General features: G+C 63.0%; 23 protein-coding genes and 1 pseudogene. 12 read left to right on the top strand and 12 right to left on the bottom strand.

Going from position 1 to position 25,010, the window contains the following annotated elements:
• The first annotated feature begins 24 nt into the window (after window positions 1-24).
• From ACWW36_RS03780 to ACWW36_RS03765, 4 genes are all read left to right on the top strand, one after another.
• A complete protein-coding gene (locus ACWW36_RS03780) occupies window positions 25-837 on the top strand; it encodes an enoyl-CoA hydratase/isomerase family protein (RefSeq protein WP_456140270.1) in 813 nt (270 codons plus the stop codon).
• The gene (locus ACWW36_RS03775) at window positions 830-1,978 is read left to right on the top strand and encodes a thiolase family protein (protein WP_456140269.1); all 1,149 of its coding nucleotides are present in this window, start codon (window positions 830-832) and stop codon (window positions 1,976-1,978) included. Before ACWW36_RS03780 ends, ACWW36_RS03775 begins: the two co-directional genes overlap by 8 nt.
• Window positions 1,979-1,985: 7 nt before the next feature.
• The gene (locus tag ACWW36_RS03770; protein WP_456140268.1) at window positions 1,986-3,134 is read left to right on the top strand and encodes an acyl-CoA dehydrogenase family protein; all 1,149 of its coding nucleotides are present in this window, start codon (window positions 1,986-1,988) and stop codon (window positions 3,132-3,134) included.
• A gap of 104 nt (window positions 3,135-3,238) precedes the next feature.
• Window positions 3,239-3,523, top strand: a complete 285-nt coding sequence (locus tag ACWW36_RS03765; RefSeq protein ID WP_456140267.1) for a DUF1330 domain-containing protein — start codon at window positions 3,239-3,241, stop codon at window positions 3,521-3,523.
• 236 nt (window positions 3,524-3,759) lie between these two features.
• Here the strand turns inward: ACWW36_RS03765 and ACWW36_RS03760 are convergent, their stop codons facing one another.
• Window positions 3,760-5,220: an MFS transporter gene (locus ACWW36_RS03760; RefSeq protein ID WP_456140266.1), complete on the bottom strand. Its 1,461-nt coding sequence runs from the start codon at window positions 5,218-5,220 to the stop codon at window positions 3,760-3,762.
• A gap of 57 nt (window positions 5,221-5,277) precedes the next feature.
• On the bottom strand, window positions 5,278-6,054 hold the full coding sequence (locus tag ACWW36_RS03755) for an alpha/beta fold hydrolase (protein WP_456140265.1): 777 nt from the start codon (window positions 6,052-6,054) through the stop codon (window positions 5,278-5,280).
• 350 nt (window positions 6,055-6,404) lie between these two features.
• On the opposite strand from ACWW36_RS03755, the gene ACWW36_RS03750 reads away from it, so the two are divergent.
• The 3 genes from ACWW36_RS03750 to ACWW36_RS03740 all read left to right on the top strand — a co-directional run bounded on the left by ACWW36_RS03750 (window position 6,405) and on the right by ACWW36_RS03740 (window position 9,623).
• Window positions 6,405-7,634 (top strand): CaiB/BaiF CoA transferase family protein, encoded by a 1,230-nt coding sequence (locus tag ACWW36_RS03750; protein ID WP_456140264.1) that lies wholly within the window; start codon window positions 6,405-6,407, stop codon window positions 7,632-7,634.
• Window positions 7,631-8,311: a TetR/AcrR family transcriptional regulator gene (locus ACWW36_RS03745; RefSeq protein ID WP_456140263.1), complete on the top strand. Its 681-nt coding sequence runs from the start codon at window positions 7,631-7,633 to the stop codon at window positions 8,309-8,311. The genes ACWW36_RS03750 and ACWW36_RS03745 overlap by 4 nt, the downstream gene beginning before the upstream one ends.
• A gap of 136 nt (window positions 8,312-8,447) precedes the next feature.
• Window positions 8,448-9,623, top strand: a complete 1,176-nt coding sequence (locus ACWW36_RS03740; RefSeq protein WP_456140262.1) for a cytochrome P450 — start codon at window positions 8,448-8,450, stop codon at window positions 9,621-9,623.
• Window positions 9,624-9,852: 229 nt separating this feature from the next.
• Here ACWW36_RS03740 and ACWW36_RS03735 read toward each other — a convergent pair whose 3' ends face one another.
• On the bottom strand, window positions 9,853-10,920 hold the full coding sequence (locus ACWW36_RS03735) for a phosphotransferase (protein WP_456140261.1): 1,068 nt from the start codon (window positions 10,918-10,920) through the stop codon (window positions 9,853-9,855).
• Between the two features lie 314 nt (window positions 10,921-11,234).
• On the opposite strand from ACWW36_RS03735, the gene ACWW36_RS03730 reads away from it, so the two are divergent.
• Window positions 11,235-12,449 (top strand): acyl-CoA dehydrogenase family protein, encoded by a 1,215-nt coding sequence (locus ACWW36_RS03730; protein WP_456140260.1) that lies wholly within the window; start codon window positions 11,235-11,237, stop codon window positions 12,447-12,449.
• Window positions 12,450-12,659: 210 nt separating this feature from the next.
• Here ACWW36_RS03730 and ACWW36_RS03725 read toward each other — a convergent pair.
• From ACWW36_RS03725 to ACWW36_RS03690, 8 genes and pseudogenes are all read right to left on the bottom strand, one after another.
• Window positions 12,660-12,828: pseudogene (locus tag ACWW36_RS03725) on the bottom strand (thiolase family protein); the annotation flags it as partial.
• A 353-nt stretch (window positions 12,829-13,181) separates the two neighbouring features.
• Window positions 13,182-13,973 carry an SDR family NAD(P)-dependent oxidoreductase gene (locus tag ACWW36_RS03720; protein WP_456140259.1) on the bottom strand — a complete coding sequence of 264 codons (792 nt, stop codon included), beginning with the start codon at window positions 13,971-13,973 and terminating at the stop codon, window positions 13,182-13,184.
• Complete coding sequence (locus tag ACWW36_RS03715; RefSeq protein WP_456140258.1) at window positions 13,970-14,146, bottom strand: hypothetical protein; 177 nt, start codon at window positions 14,144-14,146, stop codon at window positions 13,970-13,972. The genes ACWW36_RS03720 and ACWW36_RS03715 overlap by 4 nt, the downstream gene beginning before the upstream one ends.
• Window positions 14,136-14,891 (bottom strand): acyl-CoA thioesterase, encoded by a 756-nt coding sequence (locus ACWW36_RS03710; RefSeq protein WP_456142352.1) that lies wholly within the window; start codon window positions 14,889-14,891, stop codon window positions 14,136-14,138. The genes ACWW36_RS03715 and ACWW36_RS03710 overlap by 11 nt, the downstream gene beginning before the upstream one ends.
• A 347-nt stretch (window positions 14,892-15,238) precedes the next feature.
• Window positions 15,239-16,147 (bottom strand): enoyl-CoA hydratase, encoded by a 909-nt coding sequence (locus tag ACWW36_RS03705; protein ID WP_456140257.1) that lies wholly within the window; start codon window positions 16,145-16,147, stop codon window positions 15,239-15,241.
• A 116-nt stretch (window positions 16,148-16,263) separates the two neighbouring features.
• On the bottom strand, window positions 16,264-16,461 hold the full coding sequence (locus tag ACWW36_RS03700; protein ID WP_456140256.1) for a ferredoxin: 198 nt from the start codon (window positions 16,459-16,461) through the stop codon (window positions 16,264-16,266).
• A 142-nt stretch (window positions 16,462-16,603) separates the two neighbouring features.
• Window positions 16,604-17,728 carry an acyl-CoA dehydrogenase family protein gene (locus ACWW36_RS03695; RefSeq protein WP_456140255.1) on the bottom strand — a complete coding sequence of 375 codons (1,125 nt, stop codon included), beginning with the start codon at window positions 17,726-17,728 and terminating at the stop codon, window positions 16,604-16,606.
• Between the two features lie 17 nt (window positions 17,729-17,745).
• Window positions 17,746-18,978 (bottom strand): acyl-CoA dehydrogenase family protein, encoded by a 1,233-nt coding sequence (locus ACWW36_RS03690; RefSeq protein WP_456140254.1) that lies wholly within the window; start codon window positions 18,976-18,978, stop codon window positions 17,746-17,748.
• A gap of 124 nt (window positions 18,979-19,102) precedes the next feature.
• Here ACWW36_RS03690 and ACWW36_RS03685 point away from each other — a divergent pair, with 124 nt between their 5' ends.
• On the top strand, window positions 19,103-19,747 hold the full coding sequence (locus tag ACWW36_RS03685; RefSeq protein ID WP_456140253.1) for a TetR/AcrR family transcriptional regulator: 645 nt from the start codon (window positions 19,103-19,105) through the stop codon (window positions 19,745-19,747).
• 382 nt (window positions 19,748-20,129) lie between these two features.
• Here the strand turns inward: ACWW36_RS03685 and ACWW36_RS03680 are convergent, their stop codons facing one another.
• Window positions 20,130-20,996, bottom strand: coding sequence for a mycofactocin-coupled SDR family oxidoreductase (locus tag ACWW36_RS03680; protein WP_456140252.1), 867 nt, complete (start codon window positions 20,994-20,996; stop codon window positions 20,130-20,132).
• 126 nt (window positions 20,997-21,122) lie between these two features.
• On the opposite strand from ACWW36_RS03680, the gene ACWW36_RS03675 reads away from it, so the two are divergent.
• The 3 genes from ACWW36_RS03675 to ACWW36_RS03665 are packed head-to-tail and all read left to right on the top strand — an operon-like array spanning window position 21,123 to window position 24,814.
• Window positions 21,123-22,619: an aldehyde dehydrogenase family protein gene (locus ACWW36_RS03675; protein ID WP_456140251.1), complete on the top strand. Its 1,497-nt coding sequence runs from the start codon at window positions 21,123-21,125 to the stop codon at window positions 22,617-22,619.
• Window positions 22,620-22,658: 39 nt separating this feature from the next.
• The gene (locus tag ACWW36_RS03670; protein ID WP_456140250.1) at window positions 22,659-23,870 is read left to right on the top strand and encodes a CaiB/BaiF CoA transferase family protein; all 1,212 of its coding nucleotides are present in this window, start codon (window positions 22,659-22,661) and stop codon (window positions 23,868-23,870) included.
• A gap of 2 nt (window positions 23,871-23,872) precedes the next feature.
• Window positions 23,873-24,814 (top strand): VOC family protein, encoded by a 942-nt coding sequence (locus ACWW36_RS03665; protein ID WP_456140249.1) that lies wholly within the window; start codon window positions 23,873-23,875, stop codon window positions 24,812-24,814.
• The last annotated feature ends 196 nt before the right edge of the window (window positions 24,815-25,010 follow it).

Raw genomic sequence — 25,010 nt, 5'->3', positions numbered from 1 at the left:
CGTGATAGGTCGGGCCTAGAACCCATGTCTTCGAACGACGCGCCCGTGCTGTTGACGAGCGACTCGGACGGCGTCAGGACGCTGACGTTGAATCGGCCGCGCGTAAAGAACGCGATCAATGCACAACTGTGGGTGGCACTGCGCGAGGCGCTGAGGGCGGCCGCCGAGGACCGCGAAGTTCGCGCACTGATCATTACCGGCGCCGGTGACGCGTTTTGTGCCGGCGCCGACATCGCCAACCGAGACGATATCCACCCGACACACAAGATGCGCAGGCTCACCGATGTCGCACTTGCACTGCACGAGTTGACCATCCCGACGATCGCCAAGGTGACCGGCGTGGCTGTCGGAGCCGGCTGGAACCTCGCGCTCGGATGCGACCTCGTCGTCGCGACGCCGGAATCGCGGTTCTGCCAGATCTTCTCGAAGCGCGGCCTCTCCATCGATCTCGGCGGATCGTGGCTCTTGCCTAAGCTAGTCGGACTTCAGCAGGCCAAACGCCTTGTGCTGCTTGCTGAAACGATAGACGCCGATGAGGCGCACTCGCTCGGCCTCGTTACCTGGGTCAAGCCGTCCGATGAGATCCACGCGTTTGCAGCAGAGCTTGCTGGCCGGTTGGCGGGCGGTCCGCCCGTCGCACTGGCCCAGAGCAAGGCGCTGCTCAACGAGGGTGCCGGCGCCACGCTGCGCGAGGCGCTGAACAGTGAGGCCCGCGCGCAAACGGCGAACTTGGGAACAACAGACTCTACAGAGGCATTCGTGGCGTTCGCGCAAAAGCGCGACCCCGCGTTCACTGGCCGGTGGGCCATAGCGAGATCGGAGAAAACAGATGCGTGACACGGTCATCGTCGAGGCGGTGCGCACGCCTGTCGGCAAGCGCAACGGCGGATTGTCCGATATGCACGCCGCCGACCTGTCGGCCATCGTCCTCAACGCGCTAGCCGAACGCGCAGGGATCGACCCGGAGATCGTCGACGACGTGGTGTGGGGTTGTTCCTCGCAGGTCGGTGATCAGTCGAGCAACATCGGGCGGTATTCGGTGTTGGCAGCGGGCTGGCCGGAGACCATTCCCGGTACGACTATCAACCGTGCCTGCGGATCAAGTCAGCAGGCGCTGGACTTCGCGGTACAGGGCGTGATGTCGGGCCAGCAGGACGTCGTCGTGGCTGGTGGTGTCGAAGTGATGAGCCGTGTGCCGATCAACACCACCCGGTCCATTGGGATGCCGTACGGTCCCAAAGTGCTTGCCCGCTATGGCGGTTTCTCGTTTAATCAGGGCATCTCGGTGGAGATGATCGCGGAGAAGTGGGGCTTTTCCAGGACCCGCCTCGACGAATACTCCGTCAGGTCACACGAACTCGCGGCGGGCGCGCAAGACGGCGGCGCCTTCGCGAGCCAGATCGTGCCGGTGGCAGTCGACGGTGCGCCGCCCGTTATCGCTGATGAAGGGATCAGGCGGGGGACCACCGTCGAGGTGCTGGCCGGGATCAAGCCAGCGTACAAGGAGGACGGCATCATCCACGCGGGCAATGCGTCCCAGATTTCCGACGGCGCCGCCGCACTGCTGGTGATGACCGCCGAGAGGGCAGTGGCCATGGGACTTCGGCCGCTCGCGCGCTACCGCGCGGGCGCGGTCACCGGTGCGGATCCGGTGCTCATGCTGACCGCTCCGATCCCGGCGACCGAGAAGGTTCTGCACAAGGCCGGCATTTCTCTCGACGAGGTCGGAGTATTCGAGGTCAACGAGGCGTTCGCTGCCGTGCCGCTGGCCTGGCTGGCCGAAACGGGCGCCGACGAAGCCAAGCTCAACCCACTCGGAGGAGCGATCGCGCTCGGCCACCCGCTCGGGGCGTCGGGCGCGGTGCTGATGACACGCATGCTCAATCACATGCGGGACAACGGAATTCGCTTCGGCTTGCAGACGATGTGTGAGGGCGGCGGCACCGCCAACGCTACTGTCGTCGAACTCATCAGCTAGGAGATACATGCGCCGCGATTTGTTCACCAAAGACCACGAGGCGTTCCGCGAGCTGTGCCGCGATTTCGTTGAAAAGGAAGTCGCCCCGAACTACCCGCAGTGGGAGAAGGCCGGACGGATGCCCCGCGAAGCCTTCGAACAAATGGGTGCGCTGGGCATGCTCGGCATGGCGATCCCCGAAGAATACGGCGGCGCAGGCGTTCCCGACTACCGCTACTACATGGTGATGCAGGAAGAGGCTGCCCGCGCACTCGTCACGCTGTCGACGGTGCGCTCGCAGCTGGAGGTGATTCTGCCGTACTTCCTGCACTACGCGAACGCCGAGCAGCGCGACCGTTGGTTCCCAGGATTGGCGGCGGGCAAGCTGCTCACCGCGATCGCGATGACCGAGCCCGGCACCGGATCGGATCTGGCCGGCATGCGCACCACCGCGGTGCGCGACGGCGACCACTACATAGTCAACGGCGCGAAGACCTTCATCACCGGCGGCATGCAGGCCGACCTAGTCGTTGTCGTGGCCCGAACATCGACTGACCCGGATAACCGGCGCCGCGGCCTCACACTGTTGGTCGTGGAGGACGGTATGCCAGGGTTCATCCGCGGCCGCGAGCTAGACAAGATGGGGTGCAAGGTCCAGGACACGGCCGAACTCTCGTTCCAAGATGTGCGCGTTCCGGCAGCCAACCAGCTGGGGGAGGAGGGCGAGGCCTTCGGGTACCTCGGACACAACCTGGCCCAGGAGCGGCTGACCGTCGCGGTGGGCTCTGTTGCTCAGGCACGGTCCGCGATCCACGCCGCAATCGACTACACCAAGAACCGCAAGGCCTTCGGCACGCCCGTCGCGTCGTTCCAGAACACCAAGTTCGAGCTCGCTGCATGCTCAACGGAGGTCGAGGCCGCTCAGGCAATGCTGGACCGTGCCGTCGCCCTTCACGTCGAAGGCGAGCTGTCGGGGGCCGACGCCGCACGGGTGAAACTGTTCTGCAGCGAGATGCAGGCCCGGGTGGTCGACCGCTGTCTTCAGCTGTTCGGCGGATACGGCTACATGATGGAATACCCCATCGCTCGGCTTTACAACGACGCGCGGGTGGCGCGCATCTACGCGGGTACCAGCGAGGTGATGAAAATGATGATCGCCAAGTCACTGGGTTTATGACCACCAGGGGGCCCAAGCGAGCCTGGTGGCCGCCTCGCAGGACGTAATCGAGAACTGTCCAGAACAATCCATCAGTGAAATCACCCACTATTCAAGGAGATTAGGTGCCTAAGGCTTACTTCATCCTCACCGAGGACATTAATGACCTAGCGGCAATGGCCGAGTACGCCAAGCTCGCCAAGCCGGCGATGGGCGGCGCGCGGATCCTGTCGATCGACAGCAAACCGCAAGTGGTCGAAGGCGATTGGCACGGAAACCAGACGGTCGTCCTCGAGTTCGAGTCGGTGGACGCCGCCCGAGCCTGGTACGAGTCAGAGGCGTATCAGAAAGCGGCCAAGGTGCGGCAGTCCGCCGCCGATTGCAACGCTGTGATTGTGTCCGGCCTATAGGTTCGTGATCGATACGTCCTCGCTCGCCTGAGGGCGTGTCCGAAAGGTAGCCACATCAGGCTTACGTCAACGGAGGTTGGGACGCTGGGAACCAGCGGCGTTGGCTAGCGTGGAGTTGCGGAACATCCCTGCGTTGCCCACCTTATGCGACCTGCCGGATGTATAGGGTTCCAGCGGCCGGGTGCGGTGATCCCGGATCTGTGCCAGTTGCGCACCGATGTCACCCGCCATGGTCATCACCCCCACTCGTGACTCATGGCGCGCGCTTCCAACTGGGCCTCGGTGGACTCGACGCCACGCTTTCGTGGACGGGAGACCCCAATCATCACCATGGCCAATGCCGCAGTGACGGCTCCTGCGAAAAAGACCGCCCGAAAGTTACTTTCCAGCGGCACCGGAGATGGACTGACCGAACGGCTCAGCAGAACCGCAACGATTGCTGCCGCTGTCGAACTACCCACCGTGCGGGCGATGGCATTCATACTCGTCGCCACACCCGTTTCGTCTTCATCGACCTCGGCGACAACAAGTGCAGGAAGCGCGCCGTAGGCAAGGCTGATGTAGGAGTTCATCAGGATGCTGGCGAGGATGACCTGCCACGTCTGTGAATGGGCCAACGCGATGAGGAGAAATCCGGTGAATCCCACAATGGCACCGACAACAAGCACCGCTTGGCCGCCGAGGCGGTTAATGAATCGGCCGCTGGCCAACGCAACGAGAAACCCGGCGATCGCGCCCGGCAGCTGATAGACCAAGCTCGCGTCCAACACACTGGCCCCGAAGCCGTATCCCGCAACGTCGCGCGGCACCTGGACAAACTGCACCAGGCCCAAAAAGGCGAAATACAGGCCCATTCCGGCGAACACCGTGGCGAGATTGGTGAACAATATCGGTCGGCGCGTGAGCATCCGGATCGACACCAATGGCTGCCTGCAGCGTCGCTCCCAGAACCACCACCCGGTGAGGACCACGGCGGCGGTCGCGGCGCACCCGATGGTCGCTGGCGAGGCCCACCCCCACGAGCTGCCCTGCGTGATGGCCAGCAGGGCGGTTGACAACCCGGCAGCGAGACCGGCGGCACCCAGCCAGTCGATCGAGCCAGTGGCTCGGCGTTCCCGTGATGGAACGACGACCATCACGACGATGATGACGAGGAGTGAGAACGCGGTGGTCAGCCAAAATACCCGGTGATAACCCGCGTCACCGCTCATCAGCAGCCCCACCACGACAAGGCCCGCTCCAGCGCCAAAACCTAGCGCCCCGGACATCACCGGCAGCGCGCCAGCGAGTCGGCGAGGGGATAACTCCTCACGCAGGATCGCCACGCTGATCGGATAGAGTGCGAACGAAGCAGCCTGCAGCACACGGGCGAGGATCAACAACGGCAAGGACGACGTCGTCGACGCCAAAACGGAGCCGGCGAGAACGACGAACATCACGCCGAGCAGGACCCGCTTCTTGTTGTGTAGGTCCGCCAGGCGACCGATCGTTGGCGTCGCGGCCGCGGCGGCGAGCAGATTGGCCGTAACCGCCCAACTCACCGCGACCGGAGACGCGTCTAGTTGCGTGGCGATTACGCCCAGAACCGGAACCACGGCAGTCTGCAGAACTGCGACGGTGACCACCACCACGCATAGCCCAGTGATCAGCGGCCAGGCACGTCTACGTGTATCCGCGGCCGCGTCGGCACAGATCAACCCATCGCTCCTTAATCACTGCAGCACCACGACGTCACGGCTCGCGATGGGACCGATCTAGGTGTGGGCTCGACACCGCTCAATGAGTATCCGTGCCAGCGTCTCTGGGTGGCTGATCATTACGTTGTGGCACGCGTCGATGGTGATCTCTAGTCCGACGCCACCGAGCGCAGAGATGCTGTTGCGCTGAGACCGAACCGACAGTGTTCGATCGCGCGTGGTCATGATCCATGACCGGGGTACTCCAGCGGGCAGATCGCTTCGATCGACAGGTTCCGCCGCAATGGATGTGGCTTCGGTGTAGAGCCGTGACAGGGTGAATGCACGCTGTTGCGGTGTCATGCCGTTGCAGAATGCCAAGCGGGCCCACGTCTTTGGTAGGTCTGACGCGCCGGCGGCCTTGGCGCGGCGACGGGCGAGCCAGCCAAAGGGGCCGCCGAGTGCGTCCGCCATGGAAGTGCCTTGCGGTGGAACGAATGCGGCAGCGAGAATCATCTCGCGCACCCGCGCTGCTCCTAACTTGGCGACTACCCCCGGTACTGTCACCCCGGCCATCGAATGACCCACGATCACGATGTCATCGAGCTGGTGCTGATCGATATCGGCCACGACGGAATCGACCCACGAGGCGATCGTGGCGCTCGCCAAATCTCCGGGCTTGCTGCGGCGACCCGGGAGGTCCACGGCCAGGACGCGCAATTCCGGTGCCTGCCTGTTCAACTCTGTGACGGTGAGGTCCCAGGCGTCGGCGGCGTGCGCGCCACCGTGCACCAGGACGAGGTCAGGAAGTGACAAGGCGGCGCCGTCCCGTGCCGGACGGTCAATCGATGACATATTTAACTATTTTACGATATTGTGCCGATGGGTCCGCCACAGCACCGTGACTAGCAGCGGTCGCCCGCACGGGATGAAGCAGCGCTATCGACATGCGGTGTCCTCCTGAGCGCCGGTCCAAAACGCCGCGGCACCCCCGGCTCGCGTTAGCCGTGCAACGGACCGGCCCCAGAAATGTGATCCAGGTCTCGACAGACGCATATTCGGATGATACTGTACGTGGTAATAATCTCATATGTGAGACATGTCCCAGTCTAGATCGCGTCAGGGGCGTGTTGTGATGACGGTGGAGAGCCAAACGGGCGGCATCGGCACGGCGTAGAGGTTGTGCGGCTGGAGTGGAGGAACTGATGCAGCGGCCATTGCAGGGAGTGCGTGTCCTCGAAATCGCACAGTTCACGTTTGTCCCGTCCGCAGGCGCAGTATTGGCCGATTGGGGCGCCGAGGTTATCAAGATCGAGAACCCCGTCACTGGTGATGCGCAACGCGGGCTGGTGACTGTGTACGGTCACGCGCCCAGTAGCCGGGGATCATCGTTCGAACCGATGATGGAAGCGCCCAACCGCGGAAAGCGCAGCCTCGGGTTGGGGTTGGCGGTGGCCGAAGGGCGGCCGATACTTGAAGAGCTGATTCGTCGAAGCGACGTCTTTCTGACGAATTATCTGCCGACGGCCCGCGCGAAGCTTCATATCGCCGTCGACGATGTCCGTGCAATCAATCCCGACATCATTTATGTTGCCGGCAGCGGATACGGTACCGACGGCCCGGACCGCGACGACGGCGCGTACGACGCGACCGCCTTTTGGGCGCGCGGCGGCAGCGCAGACGGGGTCACGCCTTCGGACGCAGAACAAGCGGCGTTCATGCCGACGGGCGCTTATGGCGACAACATCGGTGGACTTGCGATCGCCGGAGGAGTTGCCGCAGCGCTGTACGGCCGGCGGGCGACGGGCCAACCGTCGGTTCTCGATGTGTCCCTGCTCGCGGTGGGCGCGTGGGCGACCCAGCTCAGTGTGAACATGGCGCTTCTGGCAGGCGGGCCGCTGCCGAAGTTGGACGGCAGGACGCCATCGCCGTGCAATCCATTGACCGGCTGCTACCGCACCCGCGACGGACAACTGATACAGCTGTCGATGCTCCAGCCCACTCGATACTGGCCGGAGTTCTGCCATCTGATGGGCTGCGACAGATTCGCCGACGACCCGCGCTTCGAGTCGTTGGAGGCGATGGCCGAGAATTTCGACGCCGCGTTCGACATTGTGACCGACGCAGTCGGAAATCATTCGTTCGCCGAATGCGTGAGACTGCTCAAACGCGGCACCGGGCCATGGGCACCCGTGCAAGACGGGTGGGATGTCGGCAACGACCCCGCCCTGGTCGCTAACGGTCGCATCGCCGATGTTGTCGACGCCGACGGCCGGCGCCGCAAACTTGTGGCCAATCCAGTGAAGTTCGACGACGGTGCATTGTCGCTGAGCCGGGCTCCGCAGTTCGCGGAGCACACTGATGAACTGCTCCGGGAACTCGGAGTGGACGACGAGCAGCTCATTGGTTTGAAGGTGGCAGGCGCGATCACGTGACGGTTATCAACATCGATGACGCATCCAATGGCAGCGCACGCACCCGGTTGATCCATGCCGCGGACGCGGAGATCGCCGACCGAGGTATCGACGAAATCCAGATGGAGGCCATCGCGAAGCGCGCCGGCGTATCACGAGCCACCGCCTTTCGGCAGCTGGGCAGCATTTCCGAGGCGATCACTCTAGTGGCGCTGCTGCGCGCCGAACGCCACATTGTCGCCGCCCGCCGGCTGACGGACGGCAAAACTGGCGCGTTCGAGAAGATCGAGGCGTCGTTTTTGTACAGCGTCCGAGAGTTGCCGAAGGATCCGGCCATAGCCGCGTTGATGGCGCGACGTTCGCAGTCGATACATGATCCAGGCACTCACCGCCACGCGATGATGTCGGTGGGTCCGATCCTGGAGGAGGGGCAGCGCAATGGCGAGGTTCGAACAGACCTACCGCTTGATGAAATGGTCGACGTCGTCGTCGAGCAGCTCTACCTCGCTGCAGAGGAAATCGATCGATCCGAGGAGGCGATCCGCAAGCGAGTAAGGCATTTCATTGTGCCTGCGCTCGAGGCGCGTGGCGACGGCAGCGGAGAACTCCTCTCCCGTACACGCGAAGTCGAGAACGCAATATCGGTTGCTGTCGAAGCGCTGCAGAATCTGGCTGCGCAACTTCGCGCGACTGGTTAAGGGGGCGACGCAGCGCGCTGCCGTGCCGCCTTTCTCGCTCGTGGCCACACGCTTGCGCGGAGCAGAAGAGTGCTACCGTAATCCGATAAACAAATAACTAGATCCACGCAGAGTAGCGATCAGGAGATGATGTCGCATGGGGACTACGCCGGCAGGAACCCGCATTGAGGGTGTGCCTGAAGTCGAAGCGGCCTCGCTGCCGATGGCCTTTGACCGGGGTGCCGGATGGGCGGCGTTGCGCGACGTGGGGCCCGTCGTGCTGTTGAACGGGTGGTATTACGTGACCCGTCGCGAGGACGTACTGCATGCATTGCGCACACCGGAGGTCTTCTCGTCGAAAAAGGCGTTCGACACCCTGGGGAGCCCGCTGCCGCTGGTGCCCATTTCGTTCGATCCGCCGGAACACACGCGTTTTCGCAAGATCCTGCAACCGTTCTTCAGCCCGAAGACATTGACCGCGATGATGGCGGACCTGCAGGGCCAAGCCGCCGAGATCATCGAGGACATTGCGGCGAAGGGTCAATGCGAGGTGGTCAACGACTTGGCCATTCCGTATCCGTCGCAGGTGTTCTTGACGTTGTACGGGCTACCGCTGGCCGATCGCGATCAGCTGGTTCGATGGAAAGACGCCGTCATCGAAATTGGCGGCAGGCCAACGCTCGAGGGTGCCGACCTGACGCCGGCGGTTGAGTTGTTCACCTACCTGACCAACGCGATCAACGAGCGACGCGCCAATCCGGGGCCGGACATCTTGTCGCAGGTGCTCACCGGTGAGGAACCGCTCGACGATAGTGAGGCGATCGGCCTTAGTTACCTGTTTGTCCTGGCTGGACTGGACACCGTGACTGCAGCCATCGGGTTTGCCCTTTTGGAGCTAGCCCAGAACCCACAACTGCGCCGCGAGCTGCGCCGCGATCCCGACCAGGTCAAGGTGTTCATCGAGGAGATGGTGCGGCTGGAGCCGCCTGCGCCGATCGTGCCGCGCGTAACCACCCAACCCGTGACTATCGGCGGTATCACGCTGCCGACTGGGACTGCTGTGCACCTATGCCTCGCGGCCATCAACCGTGACGGCATCGACGATATTTCGGGCGATGGTTTGGTGATGGACGGCAAAGTGCACCGGCATTGGGGATTCGGCGGCGGGCCGCACCGCTGTTTGGGGTCGCACCTGGCGCGCCTGGAGCTGAACTTCGTGGTCAACGAATGGTTGAGTCGCATACCGGATTTCGAGGTCGAACCCGGTTACACGCCACACATCGAATACCCTTCGTCCACGTTCTCGCTGACCTCTTTACCACTGCGCTGGTAATGCAGATTGCATCCAAGGCGCCAGTGACTATCCAACTCAATGCCAACATGTCTTAACCCGGTCGGCAGGTGTCCACGATCCCTACGCGATCACCACCGCGCGCTTCTTTTCCTGCCGCGACGGCGTCGGGCGGCCGACGGATGTGCGGTCGCTCAACCTGGTTCACCGATGCATGGCTGATCGTCTTGCGGGCCGGGACCGTTGGCGATCTACCTATCCTGCATTCGGCTTACCCGGACACTCTTTGCGCCAGTGCCCATGCGGCGTCGGCCATGCCGCGATAGCGCTCGCGATATTCGGTTGTACCAGCGCGTGCGTGAGCGGCATTGCCCTCCACCCCGCGCCGCCACACCCCTGCGGTGATGGAGGCCAGCCGGAACATCGAGAACACCACGAACACGTCAAGCGAATCCGGGGGTGTGCGGCCGGCATAGCCGCAATAGCTTTCGACGAAGGACCGCTGATCGGGAATCCCAGTGCCCGCGAGGTTCTCGCCGAGTACCCCGGTCAGACCGCTGGGTCCGCCCGGGAGGTGGTACGTCAGGCAGAAATAGCCGAGATCGGCCAGTGGATTGCCGATCGTCGCCAACTCCCAGTCCAGCACCGCTATGACCCGCGGCTCGGTCGGGTGCAGCAAGACATTGCCCAGGCGGTAGTCGCCGTGGGCGATGCAGGCCGAGGCATCGTCAGCCGGAAGGTGGTCGGGCAGCCATTGCGACAACAACTCCATCGCGGGCATGTCCTCCATGCGCGCTGCCAGCCACTGGCGAGTCCACAGCGCCACTTGACGTTGCATGTAGCCCTCTGGTCGGCCGAAACCCTCCAGCCCCACGGCGCGCCAATCCACGCTATGCATGGCCGCCAGCACGCGGGCCAGATCGTCATAAACCGCGGCACGGTGCGCCGGGGTGTCCGCGCGCATGACTCGGTCGGGGAATACCCGACCATGAACGTGATCCATGACGAAAAACGGTGTGCCGAGGATAGTTTCGTCGTCGCAAAACAGCCGCATCCGCGGTACCGGCACATCGGTGTCGGCTAACGCCGCCATGACGCGATATTCGCGCTCTACTTCGTGCGCGCGGGGCAATAGCTTGCCCGGGGGCTTCTTGCGCAGCACATACTCGCCACCAGAAGTGCGCAGATGATAGGTGGGATTGCTCTGCCCGCCTTGAAACTGCCGAATGTCCAGCTGTCCGTCAAAATCCGGAAGCCGTCCACGCAGATAGCGCGCCAGAGCGGCCACGTCGAAGCGGTGTGCGGGCAGCACCGGTATCAGCTCGGCCATGCCCTCCATCTGCTACCCCTTTTCAACGCACGCTCAGATTGCTCAGTCCCCCGATTGAGGCCCAGGTTCACCCTAAGAGTATACAGTTAAATAGATATCTGTATCAGGGGCCTGGGATTGGCGCTTCGACCCCAGCAGGATGGCCGCAGGATCGGCACGAATCACTCTGGCAAAATACGACATTGGAGCCGATCGATGTCTGGGCCACTGCGCTGTGATCCCCCCGACCATGCACGCGGTGCGAGTTGAATATGAACCCGGATTCAGCTATAGATTAGGAAGATAGCGGGCCATCCGGCCGCAAACTGACCGCGAGGAGTCTCATGGCCATCTTCGAGATGTCAGAGCGGACGCTTAAGTATCAGGCCGAGTTGTTGGACTTCATGGATTCGGCGGTCTATCCAGCCGAAGCGGTCTATGAGGTGCAGATGCGCAGTGCCGGTGACCCTCACTTTCAGCCGCCGGTGCTCGAGGAGCTCAAAGTCGAGGCCCGTCGGCGAGGCCTGTGGAACCTGTTTCATCCCCACCCCGAATATGGTCCAGGTCTGACCAACCTCGAGTACGCGCCGCTGGCCGAGATCATGGGACGCAGTCACCTCGCGCCGGAAGCATGCAATTGCAACGCTCCTGACACCGGCAATATCGAGGTGTTGACATTGTTCGGCTCAGACGAGCACAAGGAGAAGTATCTCAAGCCGTTGCTGGCGGGCACGATGGCCTCGGCGTTCGCTATGACGGAGCCGCAGGTCGCCAGTTCGGATGCCACCAATGTCGAGCTGTCGATGGTGCGTGACGGCGACGATTACGTCCTCAATGGCCGTAAGTGGTTCGCATCCAACGCGTTACACAAGAACTGCAAAGTGATGATCGTGATGGGGAAGACTGATCCTACGGCTGCGCCGCACCGGCAGCAGTCGATGATGGTCGTGCCCATCGACGCGCCTGGCGTCACCGTGATGCGGGGGTTATCGGTGTTCGGCTATCAGGAGCGACCAGGCCACGCCGAAATCGACTTCTCCGATGTCCGCGTTCCGCGCAAGGACGTCCTCAAGGGGGAAGGCGAGGGTTTCGCCATCAGCCAGGCACGCCTCGGTCCCGGCCGCATTCATCACTGCATGCGTGCAATCGGTACGGCCGAGCGGGCGCTAGAGTTGCTGTGCACCCGCGCGCTATCGCGGGTGACGTTCGGCAAACCGTTGAGCGACAACGCCAATATTCGTGATTGGATCGCCGAAGCCCGCATCGACATCGAGATGATTCGGCTGCTTACCCTCAAGGCCGCACATCTGATGGACACCGTAGGCAACAAGTCAGCGCAAACGGAGATCGCGGCGATCAAGGTGGCGGCCCCGAAGATCGCGCTGAAGATCGTGGACCGCGCGATCCAGGTGCATGGAGCCGGTGGGGTGACCGAAGACTTCCCCTTGGCCATGGCCTGGACGCGTCTGCGGACATTGCGGCTGGCTGATGGCCCCGACGAGGTTCACAAACGAGCCATCGCTCGCCAGGAGCTGCGAAAGTACCGCTTGGGATCATGACATCGGAATAGCTGACTGGGGATGGCGCATCCATTCGCCGAGGCCGGCGCGGACCTGATAGTCGCGTCGCGCGCTGGACCACGCCGACGCAGCTGCCTCCGAGGTGGGTGGTAACGCTGTGGGCATCGCGGCCCCGCAATCGATGCCGAGGCCGCTCAGCACTGTGTCGATGTGACGATCGAGCGTTTCGGCAGCGCGAACATCCTGGCTGTGCGTCGAACGCCCCTTGACCACAGTGGGTTTCACGCCAGCGTCCTCGACGACCATCTTCGCCAACCGCGCGTACTGGGCGAGGGTCAACGATGGCGGCGCGCTCTGCTGCTTTCGGCGGGCAGTTCAGCAATGCCGACGACGGCCGCCCGCCGCGCAGGCCCGTCACTGCGCACCTCCCTGCGCGAGTCCGACGGTCGCGGTACTCGGCATCAAGACGTCCTTGCCGCGCTTGCAAAGGATGTCACGGTCGACGTGGCCGCGCACCAAACCACTGCTCACGTCCGCCGCCCGGATTGCGGCGACAACACCGCCGAACGTCAACTGCTCGCCCCGGGCATGCGATGGCCCGCTGTCGATCAGCGTCGATGTCGCCGTAACGGTGGGCTCAATGACCGAATGATCGGGTACGTGTCAAGGCGCACCCGCAGTGGATGCGGGCGCTCGGTGGTGGACACGACCATCACATCGGCACTGGCTCACCTGGGGCGGCTGTTGTGGGGGAGTTGGTCTGGCGGGCTGTCAGTACGAAGTCCATCCGCCGTCGACGGCCAGAGTCTGCCCGGTGACGAACGAGGACGCGTCGCTAGCGAGGTAGACCAGGGTGCCGTCCAGTTCATGAGGGATGCCCATGCGCCGCATTGGCGTTCGACGTCTGATGAACCTAGCGCTAGAGGGGTCTTCCATGCCCACCGTCGACTCGGACGGGAAGAATCCCGGGGCGATGGCGTTGACACGCACGCCTGCGTCCGCCCATTGACACCCGAGTTCGCGGGTTAAGTTGACGACGGCGCCCTTTGACGCGGTGTAGCTGTTGTTCGGGATCGGCCACGAGGATCTCAAGCCGTAGATCGACGCGATATTGATGATCGACCCTTTCCCCGCTGCGAGCATGGGGACCGCGACCATTCTCGCTAGGTTGAAGACGGCGACGAGGTTGAGTTCGAGGGAGCGGCGGAAGTCTTCGAGAGGTTCCTGCGTCGCCGGCGACGGGTTTCCTGCGCCGGCGTTATTCACCAATGCGTCGATGCGGCCGTATCGCGATACGGTCTCGTCGACGAGTGCGCTCATCATCGCTTCGTCCGTCACATCGGCTGGGTGTGAGTGGATGTTGTCGTGCGCGTCGTCAAGCGCGGTGAGCCGGTCAGCTCGCCGCGCAACGGCGATCACCTGGGCGCCTGAGTGGGCCAGAACCCGCGCAAACCGTTGGCCGAGGCCACTGGATGCTCCGGTGACGATGCAGATGCGGCCGGTCAGGTCGAACATCTCCGCCGGCGTTCGGACCGCCTGGGCGTCCAAGTCATTTCGTGTCATGCGTCAACCTGGCTGTCCCAGCGCTGACCAGTCACACCGATTGCCAGCACTTCGGCCATCAGTTCGCGGTCGGCGTGCTTAGCGAATGTGCGTCGTCCAGGTGCGTCGAGGCGTCCCGCGATTACGTGGGTAGCCAGCTCCGCCCCCACCTTCTGAGGTTCTTTACCATTCACGGATGAGTCCTTCCTGAGTTGCGGTTGCGACATGTTGGCCACGCGCGTCGACGAATCGCCCCATGCAGAATGCGCGGCCCTCTGCCGCGATCGGTGATAGCTGCTCAAAGTGCAACCATTCGTCGGCGCGAAATGTGCGGTGAAACCACACGCAGTGGTCGAGCGTGAAGGTTCTAGTGGCCGAGTGAGGGGTCTTTTCATGAGGGACGAAGGCGGTGGTCAGCAGAGTGAGGTCTGATACGCACGCGAGAATCCCGCAATGTAATGCCGGCGCAACGTCGATGGGTTCCGATGTCCGCAGCCACACGCCAGATCGCGCACCCCGACCCGTGGTCGTACGGGGTCCGCTCAAGTGGGCAGCGGGGTCCCAGTGGACGTCCAGCGACGACCATTGCCGGTAGAAATCCGGCCACTCTGCGGGAAACGGCCGTGAGGGCACTTGGCGGTCGCGAACATGGCGGCCTACGTCGGGGTCAACGAGTTGATGCTCCGGCCCGGGCTCCGGAATGTGGAACGAAGCATGCGCTGTCAATAGACTGCGCCCCTCTTGAAGGGCAACCACTCGGCGACTAGAAAAGGCAGCCGAGTCGCGAACGTTTTCCACGTGGAAATCGATCGGCGGCCCCAGCCGCCCAGCGCCCAGGAATTGCGTATGCAGAGAATGGGGAACGCGTTGCGCATCGACAGTTTTCGCGGCTGCGACCAACGCCTGAGCTGCGGCTTGGCCGCCGAAAACCCTGGCCATCCCGATCTCGGGCGTTGCCCCTTGATAGTGGTGTGTATCGACGAAACCGACATCGAGTAGATCGAGTAGGTGAGCCACTGTCGCGACCAAAGTCAGATCCTTCCGGTATCGCTTTGAAGGAACCGCAAACTCGGGTCGGCTCGAGAATTGATTGTCGACCTCGATGGTGTCCCGGCGGGTTGCCGCGAGTGAGCGTGGATCGACCTGCTCGTGCCCGAAATCGATAGCTCCGCCCGAATGCCGTCGCGAAGTGGCGGCATGATCTTGACGCCTAATCTTCGAATGGGGAGGGATTGAGCGTCACCGTTTTCCATCGAGCGCACCAGAATAGAAGGTCGCCGGTGCGACTAGGTAGTGGCGCTTACCTGATCCTTTAGCGCGGGCACGATTGGGGGAGCAGTGCGCCAATCGGGTACGCCATCCTCAGCCCGGCCCGCCATGTATTTATCGTCGTGGATCTGCGCCCAATGTGAATGATTGAGTTCATGCAGTGTGAAGCATGCATTGAGCGCGTTGTAGAAGCCCATGTTGTCCATGGTTTGGTTCACTGCCTCCTTGGCGAGCAGTGCTGCCATGGTCGGCCGTTCGGCGATACGGCGGGCGAATTGCAAGGTGCTGTCGGCCAGCTCGGCCTCGGGAAAGACCTTCGACACCATGCCTAGTTGATACGCCTCGTCGACCGACAACGAGTCGCCCGTGAGCAGCAGCTCCTTGGTCTTGCGTGGCCCGAATTCCCATGGATGGGCGAAGTACTCCACGCCGCACATGCCCAAGCGCGTTCCAACGACGTCGGCGAAGCGGGTGTTGTCGGCGGCCACGATCAGGTCGCACGCCCACATCAGCATCAGGGCCGCGGCGTACACATCGCCGTGTACTTGGGCAACAGTGATTTTGCGCAGGTTTCGCCACCGCCGGGTGTTCTCGAAGAAGTAATGCCACTCCTGAAGCATGGTCTGCTCTGCGCCTTGGCGGGTGCCGCCGTTGATCCGGAAGGTCGGATGCTGTTGCGGTCCCGGCGTACTTTCGCTAACGAACGCCTTCGAACCAAGATCGTGACCCGATGAGAACATCGGGCCCAATGCGCCCAGGATCACGACTCGCACCTGATCGTCGGCCTCGGCCCGCAGGAAAGCCTCGTTCAGTTCGACCAGCAATCCACGGTTCTGCGCGTTTCGCACGTCCGGCCGGTTGAGCATGATTCGGGCGATCAGCCCGTGGTCGAGGGTTTCGTAGGTGATGAACTGATAATCCGTCATCGCGAGTGCGTTCCGTCCTAGTGTCGTGTTTGTTAATAGGCAGGGTCGAGACCCAGCAGATCGCCACGCGGCGATCCGGAATGGCGGGTCTCGGCGGTGTGCGGACTCCGCGCAAGTCAGCCGTCATCTTCAAGGACGAGCGCGCGCTCGGGGCAGGCCTCCACGCCTTCCCGGGTGAGCTGCTCATCCTGCGGCCTTACTTCGTGGGTCTGTAGATTCGAGTAGCCGGAGTCATCGATCGGGAACAACTCCGGGCTTACCGCCCAGCACTGTGCATGACCCATGCACTTGCTGTTGTCCACGCGAACCTTCATGCGTCACCTCCGGACTTTGTGCGCTGTGCCGTAGCTTGTGGGGCCTGTTGCCACTGAGATTTCGACGGCGCGGCGGATGGTCATCAGCCTATATAGTTATACAGATAACGGAATAGCGCAATTCACTGAGACGGTTTCACCACTACACGCCGAGTTTCTCCAGCAGCACCTCGCGGTGCTTCGCCGGATTGCCGAGGAGGTATTCGCCACTCTTCGCCCGACGGAAGTACAAGTGCGCGGGGTGCTCCCACGTGAAGCCGATGCCGCCGTGGACCTGGATCGTCTCGGCGGCGACGCGGAAGAACGCTTCCGAGCAGAACACCTTGGCGATCGAGGCAACCACCGCCAATTCCGGCGACTCGGCCGCCGCTACTGTGGCGGCGTGGCGGACCACTGAGTCCATCCGTTCGACGTCGAAGGCCATCTCAGCGAGCTTGTGTTTGATCGCCTGGAATGACCCGATCGGCCGGCCAAACTGGTACCGGAGTTTCGCGTAATCCACCGACAGCTGCATCAAATAGCCTGCGGCACCGGCTTGTTCGGCAGCCAGTGCGACCGATGCGTGGTCAAGCATGGACGCGACGGCGTCCGCTGTGGCGCCGTGCTCGCCGATGAGTGTGGCCGGCGCGTTGTCGAAGCGCACCTTCGACTGGCGACGAGTGACGTCGAGCGCCGTCAGTGGCACGATCTCAACTCCCGGCGCGGCCGGATCGACCGCGTAAACACTGGTCCCGGTGTCGGTCGTGACGACCGCCAGAATCAACCCTGCGGAGTCGGCGGACAACACGGTGGTCTTCTCGCCGGAGAGGCGCCATTCGCCGTCACGGAGCTCGGCGACCACCTCTGACAAGTCTTGGGGCTGCCAGGATCCGGCGCGTTCGGCGATCGCTACAGTCGCGACGAGCTCACCGCTGGCGATGGCCGTCAGGTAACGCTGGTTCGCATCGCCGTCGCCGATCGCGACAAGCAGCCCTCCAGCCAGCGCGACCGTCGGGAAGAACGGGGAGGGAACCAGCGCCCGCCCCAGTTCTTCGTAGACGATGGTGGTCTCCTCGGCGCCGTACCCGGAACCGCCGTAGGCTTCGGGCAGGCCGAGGCCGTGAAGCCCCAGCTGCCCGGCCATCTGACTCCAGAGTTCGACGTCGTAGCCGGCTTCGCTGTCGACAACGTTGCGTACGGCGGCCTCAGGGGAGCGGCTTTCCAGAAATCGGCGAACCGTTGCGCGCAGCTCGGCGTGTTCCTCGCTCACTACATCGGGAATGAACACTTGTACCTCGCTGTCGGTCAGTGCCCGTTGGAGCGGGCGGGGTCTTTGGGGATCTGATTGAACGGGACGTCTCGGTCGGCCTGCGGTTCGCGGGGCAACCCGAGCACCCGTTCGGCGATCGTGTTCTTCTGGATCTCGGTTGTGCCGCCGGCGATGGCGGTCATCGGGAAGAACAACAGGTCGTGTGCCCAACGCTCGCTGTCGAGATCACCTGGCTCCCAAGCGAGTACGTCGGGCCCACCGATATAGATCGCGGTCTCGGCCGTCGATCGTGCGTTGCGGGCGATGCCGACCTTGCCGATGGACCCCACCGGACCCATCTCCAAGCCCGCGGCGGCGGCCGCCCTGGTCCGATGGCCCATGAAATTCATCAGCTGCTTGTCGATGTAGACATTGGCCAGCCGGGTACGCACCGAGGGATCAGCGTCGACTCCGCGGGCGCGGGCCAGGGCAACCAGGTCGTCGAATCTGTCTGGGTCGAATACGTTGTCGCCGGTGGTACCGGCGCTCAGCGCGATGCGCTCGTGCATGAGCATCCGGTTCAGAACGCTCCAGCCGCCGTTGTACTCGCCCATCAGATTGGCGAGCGGTACGCGAACGTCGTCGAGGAACACTTCGTTGAAGTGAGATTCGCCGGTCATCTGCCGCAGTGGTCGCACATCTATGCCAGGGCTGGTCATGTCGACGATCACCATGGAAAGGCCCTTGTACTTGGACACCGAGGCGTCGGTGCGTACGAGTGCCGCCGCGAAGTCCGCATCCGCGGCTCCGGAGGTCCAGACTTTCTGCCCGTTGAGCACGAACTGGTCGGCGTCGCGCGTCGCACGGGTGGCGGCACCGCCCAGATCTGAACCGGCGCCCGGTTCGGACAACAGCTGGGTCCAGTCTTCATCACCGCGCAGCATCGCGGGAATGTGGCGTCGCTTCTGCTCTTCGGTGCCGGTGTCGAGCAGGGTTGCCGCGCAGATCCCCACGGTGACGGCGCTGTACACCAAAGACCAGGCGTAAGAGGAGGATTCATCGTTGAAGATGGTCTGGTACTGCGGGGGTAATCCACGGCCGCCATACTCGACCGGCCAGGTTACGTGCAGCAGCCCTGCGTCGTACGCTGCGGCGGTTGTCCGCTTGCGATCCTCGTCGGTGTAAGTCGCTTCCGCGGCCGGGTCGACGTTAGCGCGAAACCACTCACGCACCGCGACGCGGAACTCCTCGGGCGTGACAACGTCAGTTTGAGCTTCTCGTGCTGTCACCTGGCTGAGGCCCCTCACGCTAAAGATTTCGTACGAATGACGTTCGATATGTTAGCAGGGTAACACGCAAGACGGTAAGATCCGTACGGTACCCGTACGCTAAGAGCTCGCGGAAGGACGCGTTATGCCAAAAGCTGTCGCGCGCCGTGCACCGGGACGCAAGCGGGACCCGCTGATCGAACCCCGCGTTTTCGACGCCGCCCTGCGCGTGTACGCCCGCGAGGGTTGGGGTGGCTTCACCTTCGAGTCGATCGCGCGTGAAGCGGGCGTGGGAAAGCCTGCGATCTACCGGCGTTGGTCCAATCGAGAGCAACTGCTCATCGCCGCTCTTGACATGTCCGCCTTCCCGACGGCACGAGACTGCGGGTCGGTTCGTGAAGACCTTCTCGACTACGCACGCCAGTGGGTGGCGTGGTATGAGCAACCCGACCGTGCGCTGGCTTCGCGTCGGGTCGCCTATGACAGTCAGGCCAACCCCGCGCTGCTCGCACTCCACCGGGATCGCATCGTGCGGCCGCGGACGGAGGCAGCGCGTGACATCACCCGAAGGGCTATCAAGCGCGGCGAAATCGCCAAAGGCGTCCGATCGTCGACGATTGTGGATCTCCTAGTTGGCGGCCTTTGCACCCATTGGGAGATGACCGCTGAAACCGGACGCGCTCGGCTGCGCAAGACATTTCCGACGTTCGCTGAGTCGTTGGTCGACATCATTCTTGCTGGGGTGCAAGTGCAATCAGGCTCAGCACTACTGGTGCCCGCCGCTGACTAATGCGTCTGGACAGCGTCCGCGGCGCGGAACTCGACCACTCCGTGACGAGGTCGTCGGTGTGGAGGTGATGCGCCCGAGCACGAGCGCCGTCGTCGCAGGAGTCGCCAAAGACGCTCCCTCCCAACCCGTGCGCCTAGACCCCCTCCTACGTCGCATGCACAACCCGCGTGCCCGGGGCAGCATCGAGCACGCGGCGAGGGTCGGCGACAAGATCTCTGATGTACGCACACAGGTCGGCGAACCGACTCGGCCCCGAGTGCGCCGGTTTGGACTTCTGCGGCGACACTCCGCGTTTCGTGCGTAGGCGGCGACAACTTCGCGAGCCGGCGCCCCGCTGCGGGATTTATCTCGCCGGCTCAGTGCCCACGGTGGCTGATCACCATCACTGTGGCGGACCCGCGGGGAACTTGAGCAACGATCCGGCGTCGATGCGGATCTGCTGCCCGGTTATGTACCGCGACTCGTCGCTGGCCAGGAACACCGCAAGATTGGCGACGTCCTCCGGCTCAATGTAGGGAATCGGCATGGCCTGGAAAAAGGTGAAAGCCGGTTCCACGTCTTCTCGGGTGGGATTCTCCAAATCGGGGCGGAACGATTTGTACAGGCCTTCGTTATGCAGCAGATGGGTGTTGACGTTCGTGGGATGGATGGCGTTCACCCGGATGAACCGCGGCGCCAGATGCACCGCCATCTCTTCGACATAGCCGATGAGCGTGCGCTTGGACCAGCCATACCCGGCACCGCCGGGGCCCATCACCGGATTATTGGTGGTGTTGGGCATCATGCCCGCCGTCGATCCGGTGACGATGACGGACGACCCGTCCCCAAGATGACGAATCGACACCGCAACGGCGTTCATCACACCGAGCAGGTCAACGTCGGTCGCGTCGACGAAATCGCTGGCCTCCGGGTCCCCCATCGCCATCGGCAGGATGCCCGCATTGGCTACCACGATGTCGAGATGGCCGAACTCCGACAGACCAGCCTCGACGGCCGCGCGCAGCTGATCGCGCTCCCGCACATCGGCCTTGATCGCCAGGATGCGGCGGCCAAGATCGGTGACCAACTTCGTCGTCTGGTCGAGGTCTTCGGCCGATGCCATCGGATACGGATTCGACTTGATGTCCTCGCAGATGTCGACGGCGATGACGTCGGCACCTTCCTGCGCCATGCGGACCGCGTGGGCGCGGCCTTGGCCACGTCCCGCCCCGGTGATGAATGCGACTTTGCCGTCAAGACGGTTGCTCATGGCACCTCACTGTGCGTCAAGTGGCCGGAGCGGCCACGGATGGACCTGCGTTAAAATAGCTAAACAATTAGCGATACTCTAGTACACTAGACAACACATCCGCATCGCAAGCGAGAGGTCCTGCCAATGACGACATCGCCGGTCGCCGCGTCCACCGTGAGCTTCAATCCGGAGTCACGCCTGTATGTCGACGGTCGGTTGCGTGAGTCGTCGACCGGCCAGACGATCGACAACACCAATCCGGCCACCGAAGAGGTCCTTGGGGTGGCCTCCGACGCCGGCCCCCAGGACATGGAGGAGGCCGTCGCCGCTGCGCGCCGTGCTTTCGACGCCACCGACTGGTCGACCAACCACGAGTTCCGCCAGCGCTGTCTGCTCCAGCTGCACAACGCGCTGCAGGAAGAGAAGGAACAGATGCGCGCCGAGCTGGTCGCCGAAGTGGGTGCTCCACTGAGTGCGACCTATATTGCGCAGCTGGAATGGCCGTTGTCTGACGCAGTGCGGTGGCCGGCCGAGTACATCACACAATTTCCATGGGAAAGAGAACTCGACCGGAGCGAGTTGATGGGCATGCCCGCCAACCGTTTCGTCGTGAAGGAACCGATGGGCGTTGTCGGCGCGATCACCCCGTGGAACTTCCCCTTCGAAATCATCAGCAACAAGATCGGCCAGATACTTGCCACCGGCAACACGATGGTTCTAAAGCCTGCCATGGAGACGCCGTGGAGCGCGCTGCGGTGGGGGCGCATCATCGCGGAGAAGACCGACATTCCCGCGGGCGTAGTCAACATCGTGCCGGCGTCCGACAATGAGATCGCCCAGACGTTGATCACGGATCCGCGGGTCGACATGATCTCCTTCACTGGGTCGACGGCCGTCGGAAAACTGATCCAGCGACTGTCCGGCGACACGATGAAGCGCAATCTGCTTGAACTGGGCGGAAAATCGGCCTACATCGTTCTCGACGACGCCGACATGAATCTGGCGCTGCCTGGCTGCATGGGAATGTTGATCCACTCCGGCCAGGGCTGCGCTCTGACGACCCGGATGCTGGTCCCGCGGCAGAATTACGAGCAGGCCGTCGAGGTCGCAACCGCGACGTTCGCCGGGATTCAATGCGGCGACCCAACCGATCCGGCCATATTCTGCGGCCCGCTGGTGTCCGCCAAACAGCGCGACCGTGTCATGGAATACATCGACAGCGGCAAGTCGCAAGGTGCACGTCTGATGATCGGCGGCGGTGCGCCGGAAGGGTGCGAGCGCGGATATTTTGTGGCGCCAACCATTTTCGCCGACGTCACCCCGGATATGCGCATCTTCCAGGAGGAGATCTTCGGCCCGGTACTGACCATCACTCCCTACGACGGCGGCGACGATGGGGCCGTCGAACTGGCGAACAACTCGATGTATGGGTTGGCAGGCGGCGTAATGGGTTCGCCCGAGCGGGCAATGGCTGTAGCCCGTCGCATCCGTACCGGCGCGATGATGGTCAACGGCGGCATGTGGTATGGGCCCGATGCTCCATTCGGCGGCTACAAGATGAGCGGCATCGGCCGCCAAAACGGTGTCGAAGGTTTCGAGCAGTACCTGCAAACCAAAGTCATTGGCTACCCAGTCGGCTGAGCAGGGCGCCGCGGCAACTCATTAGAGACGAAGGACGGCATGACAGACATCCTCAGTGGTATCCGTGTGGTCGAACTGGCCGCATGGACGTTCGTCCCGGCGGCGGGTGCGGTGCTCGCTGACTGGGGCGCCGACGTCATCAAGATCGAACACCCTGAGACTGGCGACCCGCAACGGGGTTTGATCAGCTCGGGCTTGGTTCCGGGCGCTAGCGGAGTCAACCATTTCATCGAGCTGCCCAACCGCGGTAAGCGCAGCATCGGCCTCGACACCTCTACTCCTGAGGGGCTCGAGCTGTTGATGAAGCTCGTCGAATCAGCCGACGTGTTTCTCACGAACCTGCTGCCGGGATCGCGGCAGCGGATGGGCATCGACGTCGAACACCTACGGGCCCGCAACCCGAAGATCATCTACGCACGTGGTTCTGGCTACGGCACCAAAGGTGAGTTGGCTGACCAGGGCGGCTTCGATGCCGCCGCGTACTGGGCGCGCGGCGGCATCGCGAATGCCTACGCCGCAAGCGATGGGTCCTATCCGCCGTCCCAGCGGGCGGCGTTCGGTGATGTCTACGGCGGGCTGGCGATCGCGGCTGGGATCGCAGGTGCGCTCGTCAAGCGGGAACGAACAGGTGAACCGTCGATCGTCGATGTTTCCCTTCTCAGCTCCGCGATCTGGCAGCTGAGCCCCGACATCGTCGGCGCGGGCATCACCGGGGCTGACGTCCCCATGTTTCCAAGGGACGAGTTCCCCAATCCCGTGGCCAGGTCGTACAAGACTCGCGACGGTCGATTCATTCAATTCGTTTTGCTTCAGGCAGATCGGTTCTGGGGCGACTTCTGTAAGCGCATCAACCGCCCCGACATGATCGACGATGAGCGCTACGCCAATGCAGCGGTCCGTTTTGAGAACCGGGTTAGTTGTATTGCCGAGCTGTGCAAGACATTCGAGGCAGAGGACCTTGCGCACTGGGAGAGAGCATTTGCCGGGTTCGAGGGAGTATGGGACGTGGTCCGCACCGCCCTCGAGTTGCATAGTGATCCCCAGGCACTTGCCAATGGCTATCTGCCACGCACGCGCGACGCGAATGGCAACGAGTTCGCGCTCGCGGCAAGCCCGGTGCAGTTCAACGAATCCCCTCTGAACCTCGGCCGTGCGCCCGGGCATGGGGAACACACCGACGACCTGTTGGCCGAACTCGGCTACAGCGAGGACGAAGTAATCGATTTTAAGGTGAAAGGTGCGGTGTTGTAGCGATGGCGGTAAGCGAGGACTTGGCGAGGCGATTCCTGCATGTGAATCTCAATTGTGGATCACTGGATGCCACCGAAGCGCTGTACGCGAAACAGCTGGGCCTGTCGGCGCGGATGCGCACGGACCCCGATGCGGCTGGCGATGGGTCTGTCCTCGGATTCGAGGGCGACGTGCGCAGTACCGCAACTTTTCTGTATGACGCACGTGGCGGCCGCAACGCCTGCTCGGTCGAAGTGATCGAGTGGCAGGACCCACCCCTGAAACCGGACCACAATACGGATCCGGTCCGCCCGGGTATTCGCGCGGCCCTATTCACCGTCAATGACCTCGACTACACGGTGACTGAGCTTCGCGACGCCGGATACGAAGTGAGCGAACCGATTACGGGGCTCATTTCCGGTGCCCGTTCGGTGCTCGTGGTCGATGGCGACGGCATCGTCGTCGAACTGACCGAAGCGGAAAGCGATTTGCCGGGTGCACTGTTCGCCGGCATACGGATCATGGCCGTGGACGCAATGGCCACTATCGAATTTCTGAGCGCAATCGGATTCGCGGTCCTGAGCGATCCGACCGACGTAGGGATCATCGGGGATCAGCTAGCGCCACGCGGTGGCGACAATGAGGTGCAATGTGTCATGGCGCGGCTGGCACTACCCGAGGATCAACACCAGTTCACCGTGACGGTGGTGCAGCACCCGGACACGAGCAAGTATCCGCTCCCGGAGGGTGGCAATAGTCAGGGACTGTATCGGTGCGCGCTGCGCGTCGAAGACGTGCGGAAAGCATGGTCTTTGGTTCCGGATGGGGTCGAACGGCAGCGCGAGCCGATCTATTGCCCGCTACCGGGAACTCCCATCGATGGTCTGTGGGTCGCATTCGTGCGCTCACCGGACGGCGTCGTCTTCGAATTCGTCGAGCGACCGCTGAAGTTCTTCACTCGCTGACATAGGAGGCGGCGGATCATTGTATGTCCATGAATGATCCACGAAGCAGTGCCAAGCTCCTGCCGCGATGAAGGCGTGCATTCGCGCGCCTTCATCGCGGTGACGGAAGCATGCAAGCGCGCGGCAGCGCCGGAGCTTTGGGCGTATACGACACCGAGCAAATAGTTAGATGATCAACAACCAGTGCCAGGAGGCC

This window comes from Mycobacterium sp. MMS18-G62, from assembly GCF_053877835.1.
The sequence above is the reverse complement of the archived record's forward strand: the minus strand, read 5'-3'. Positions and strand labels throughout refer to the sequence as shown.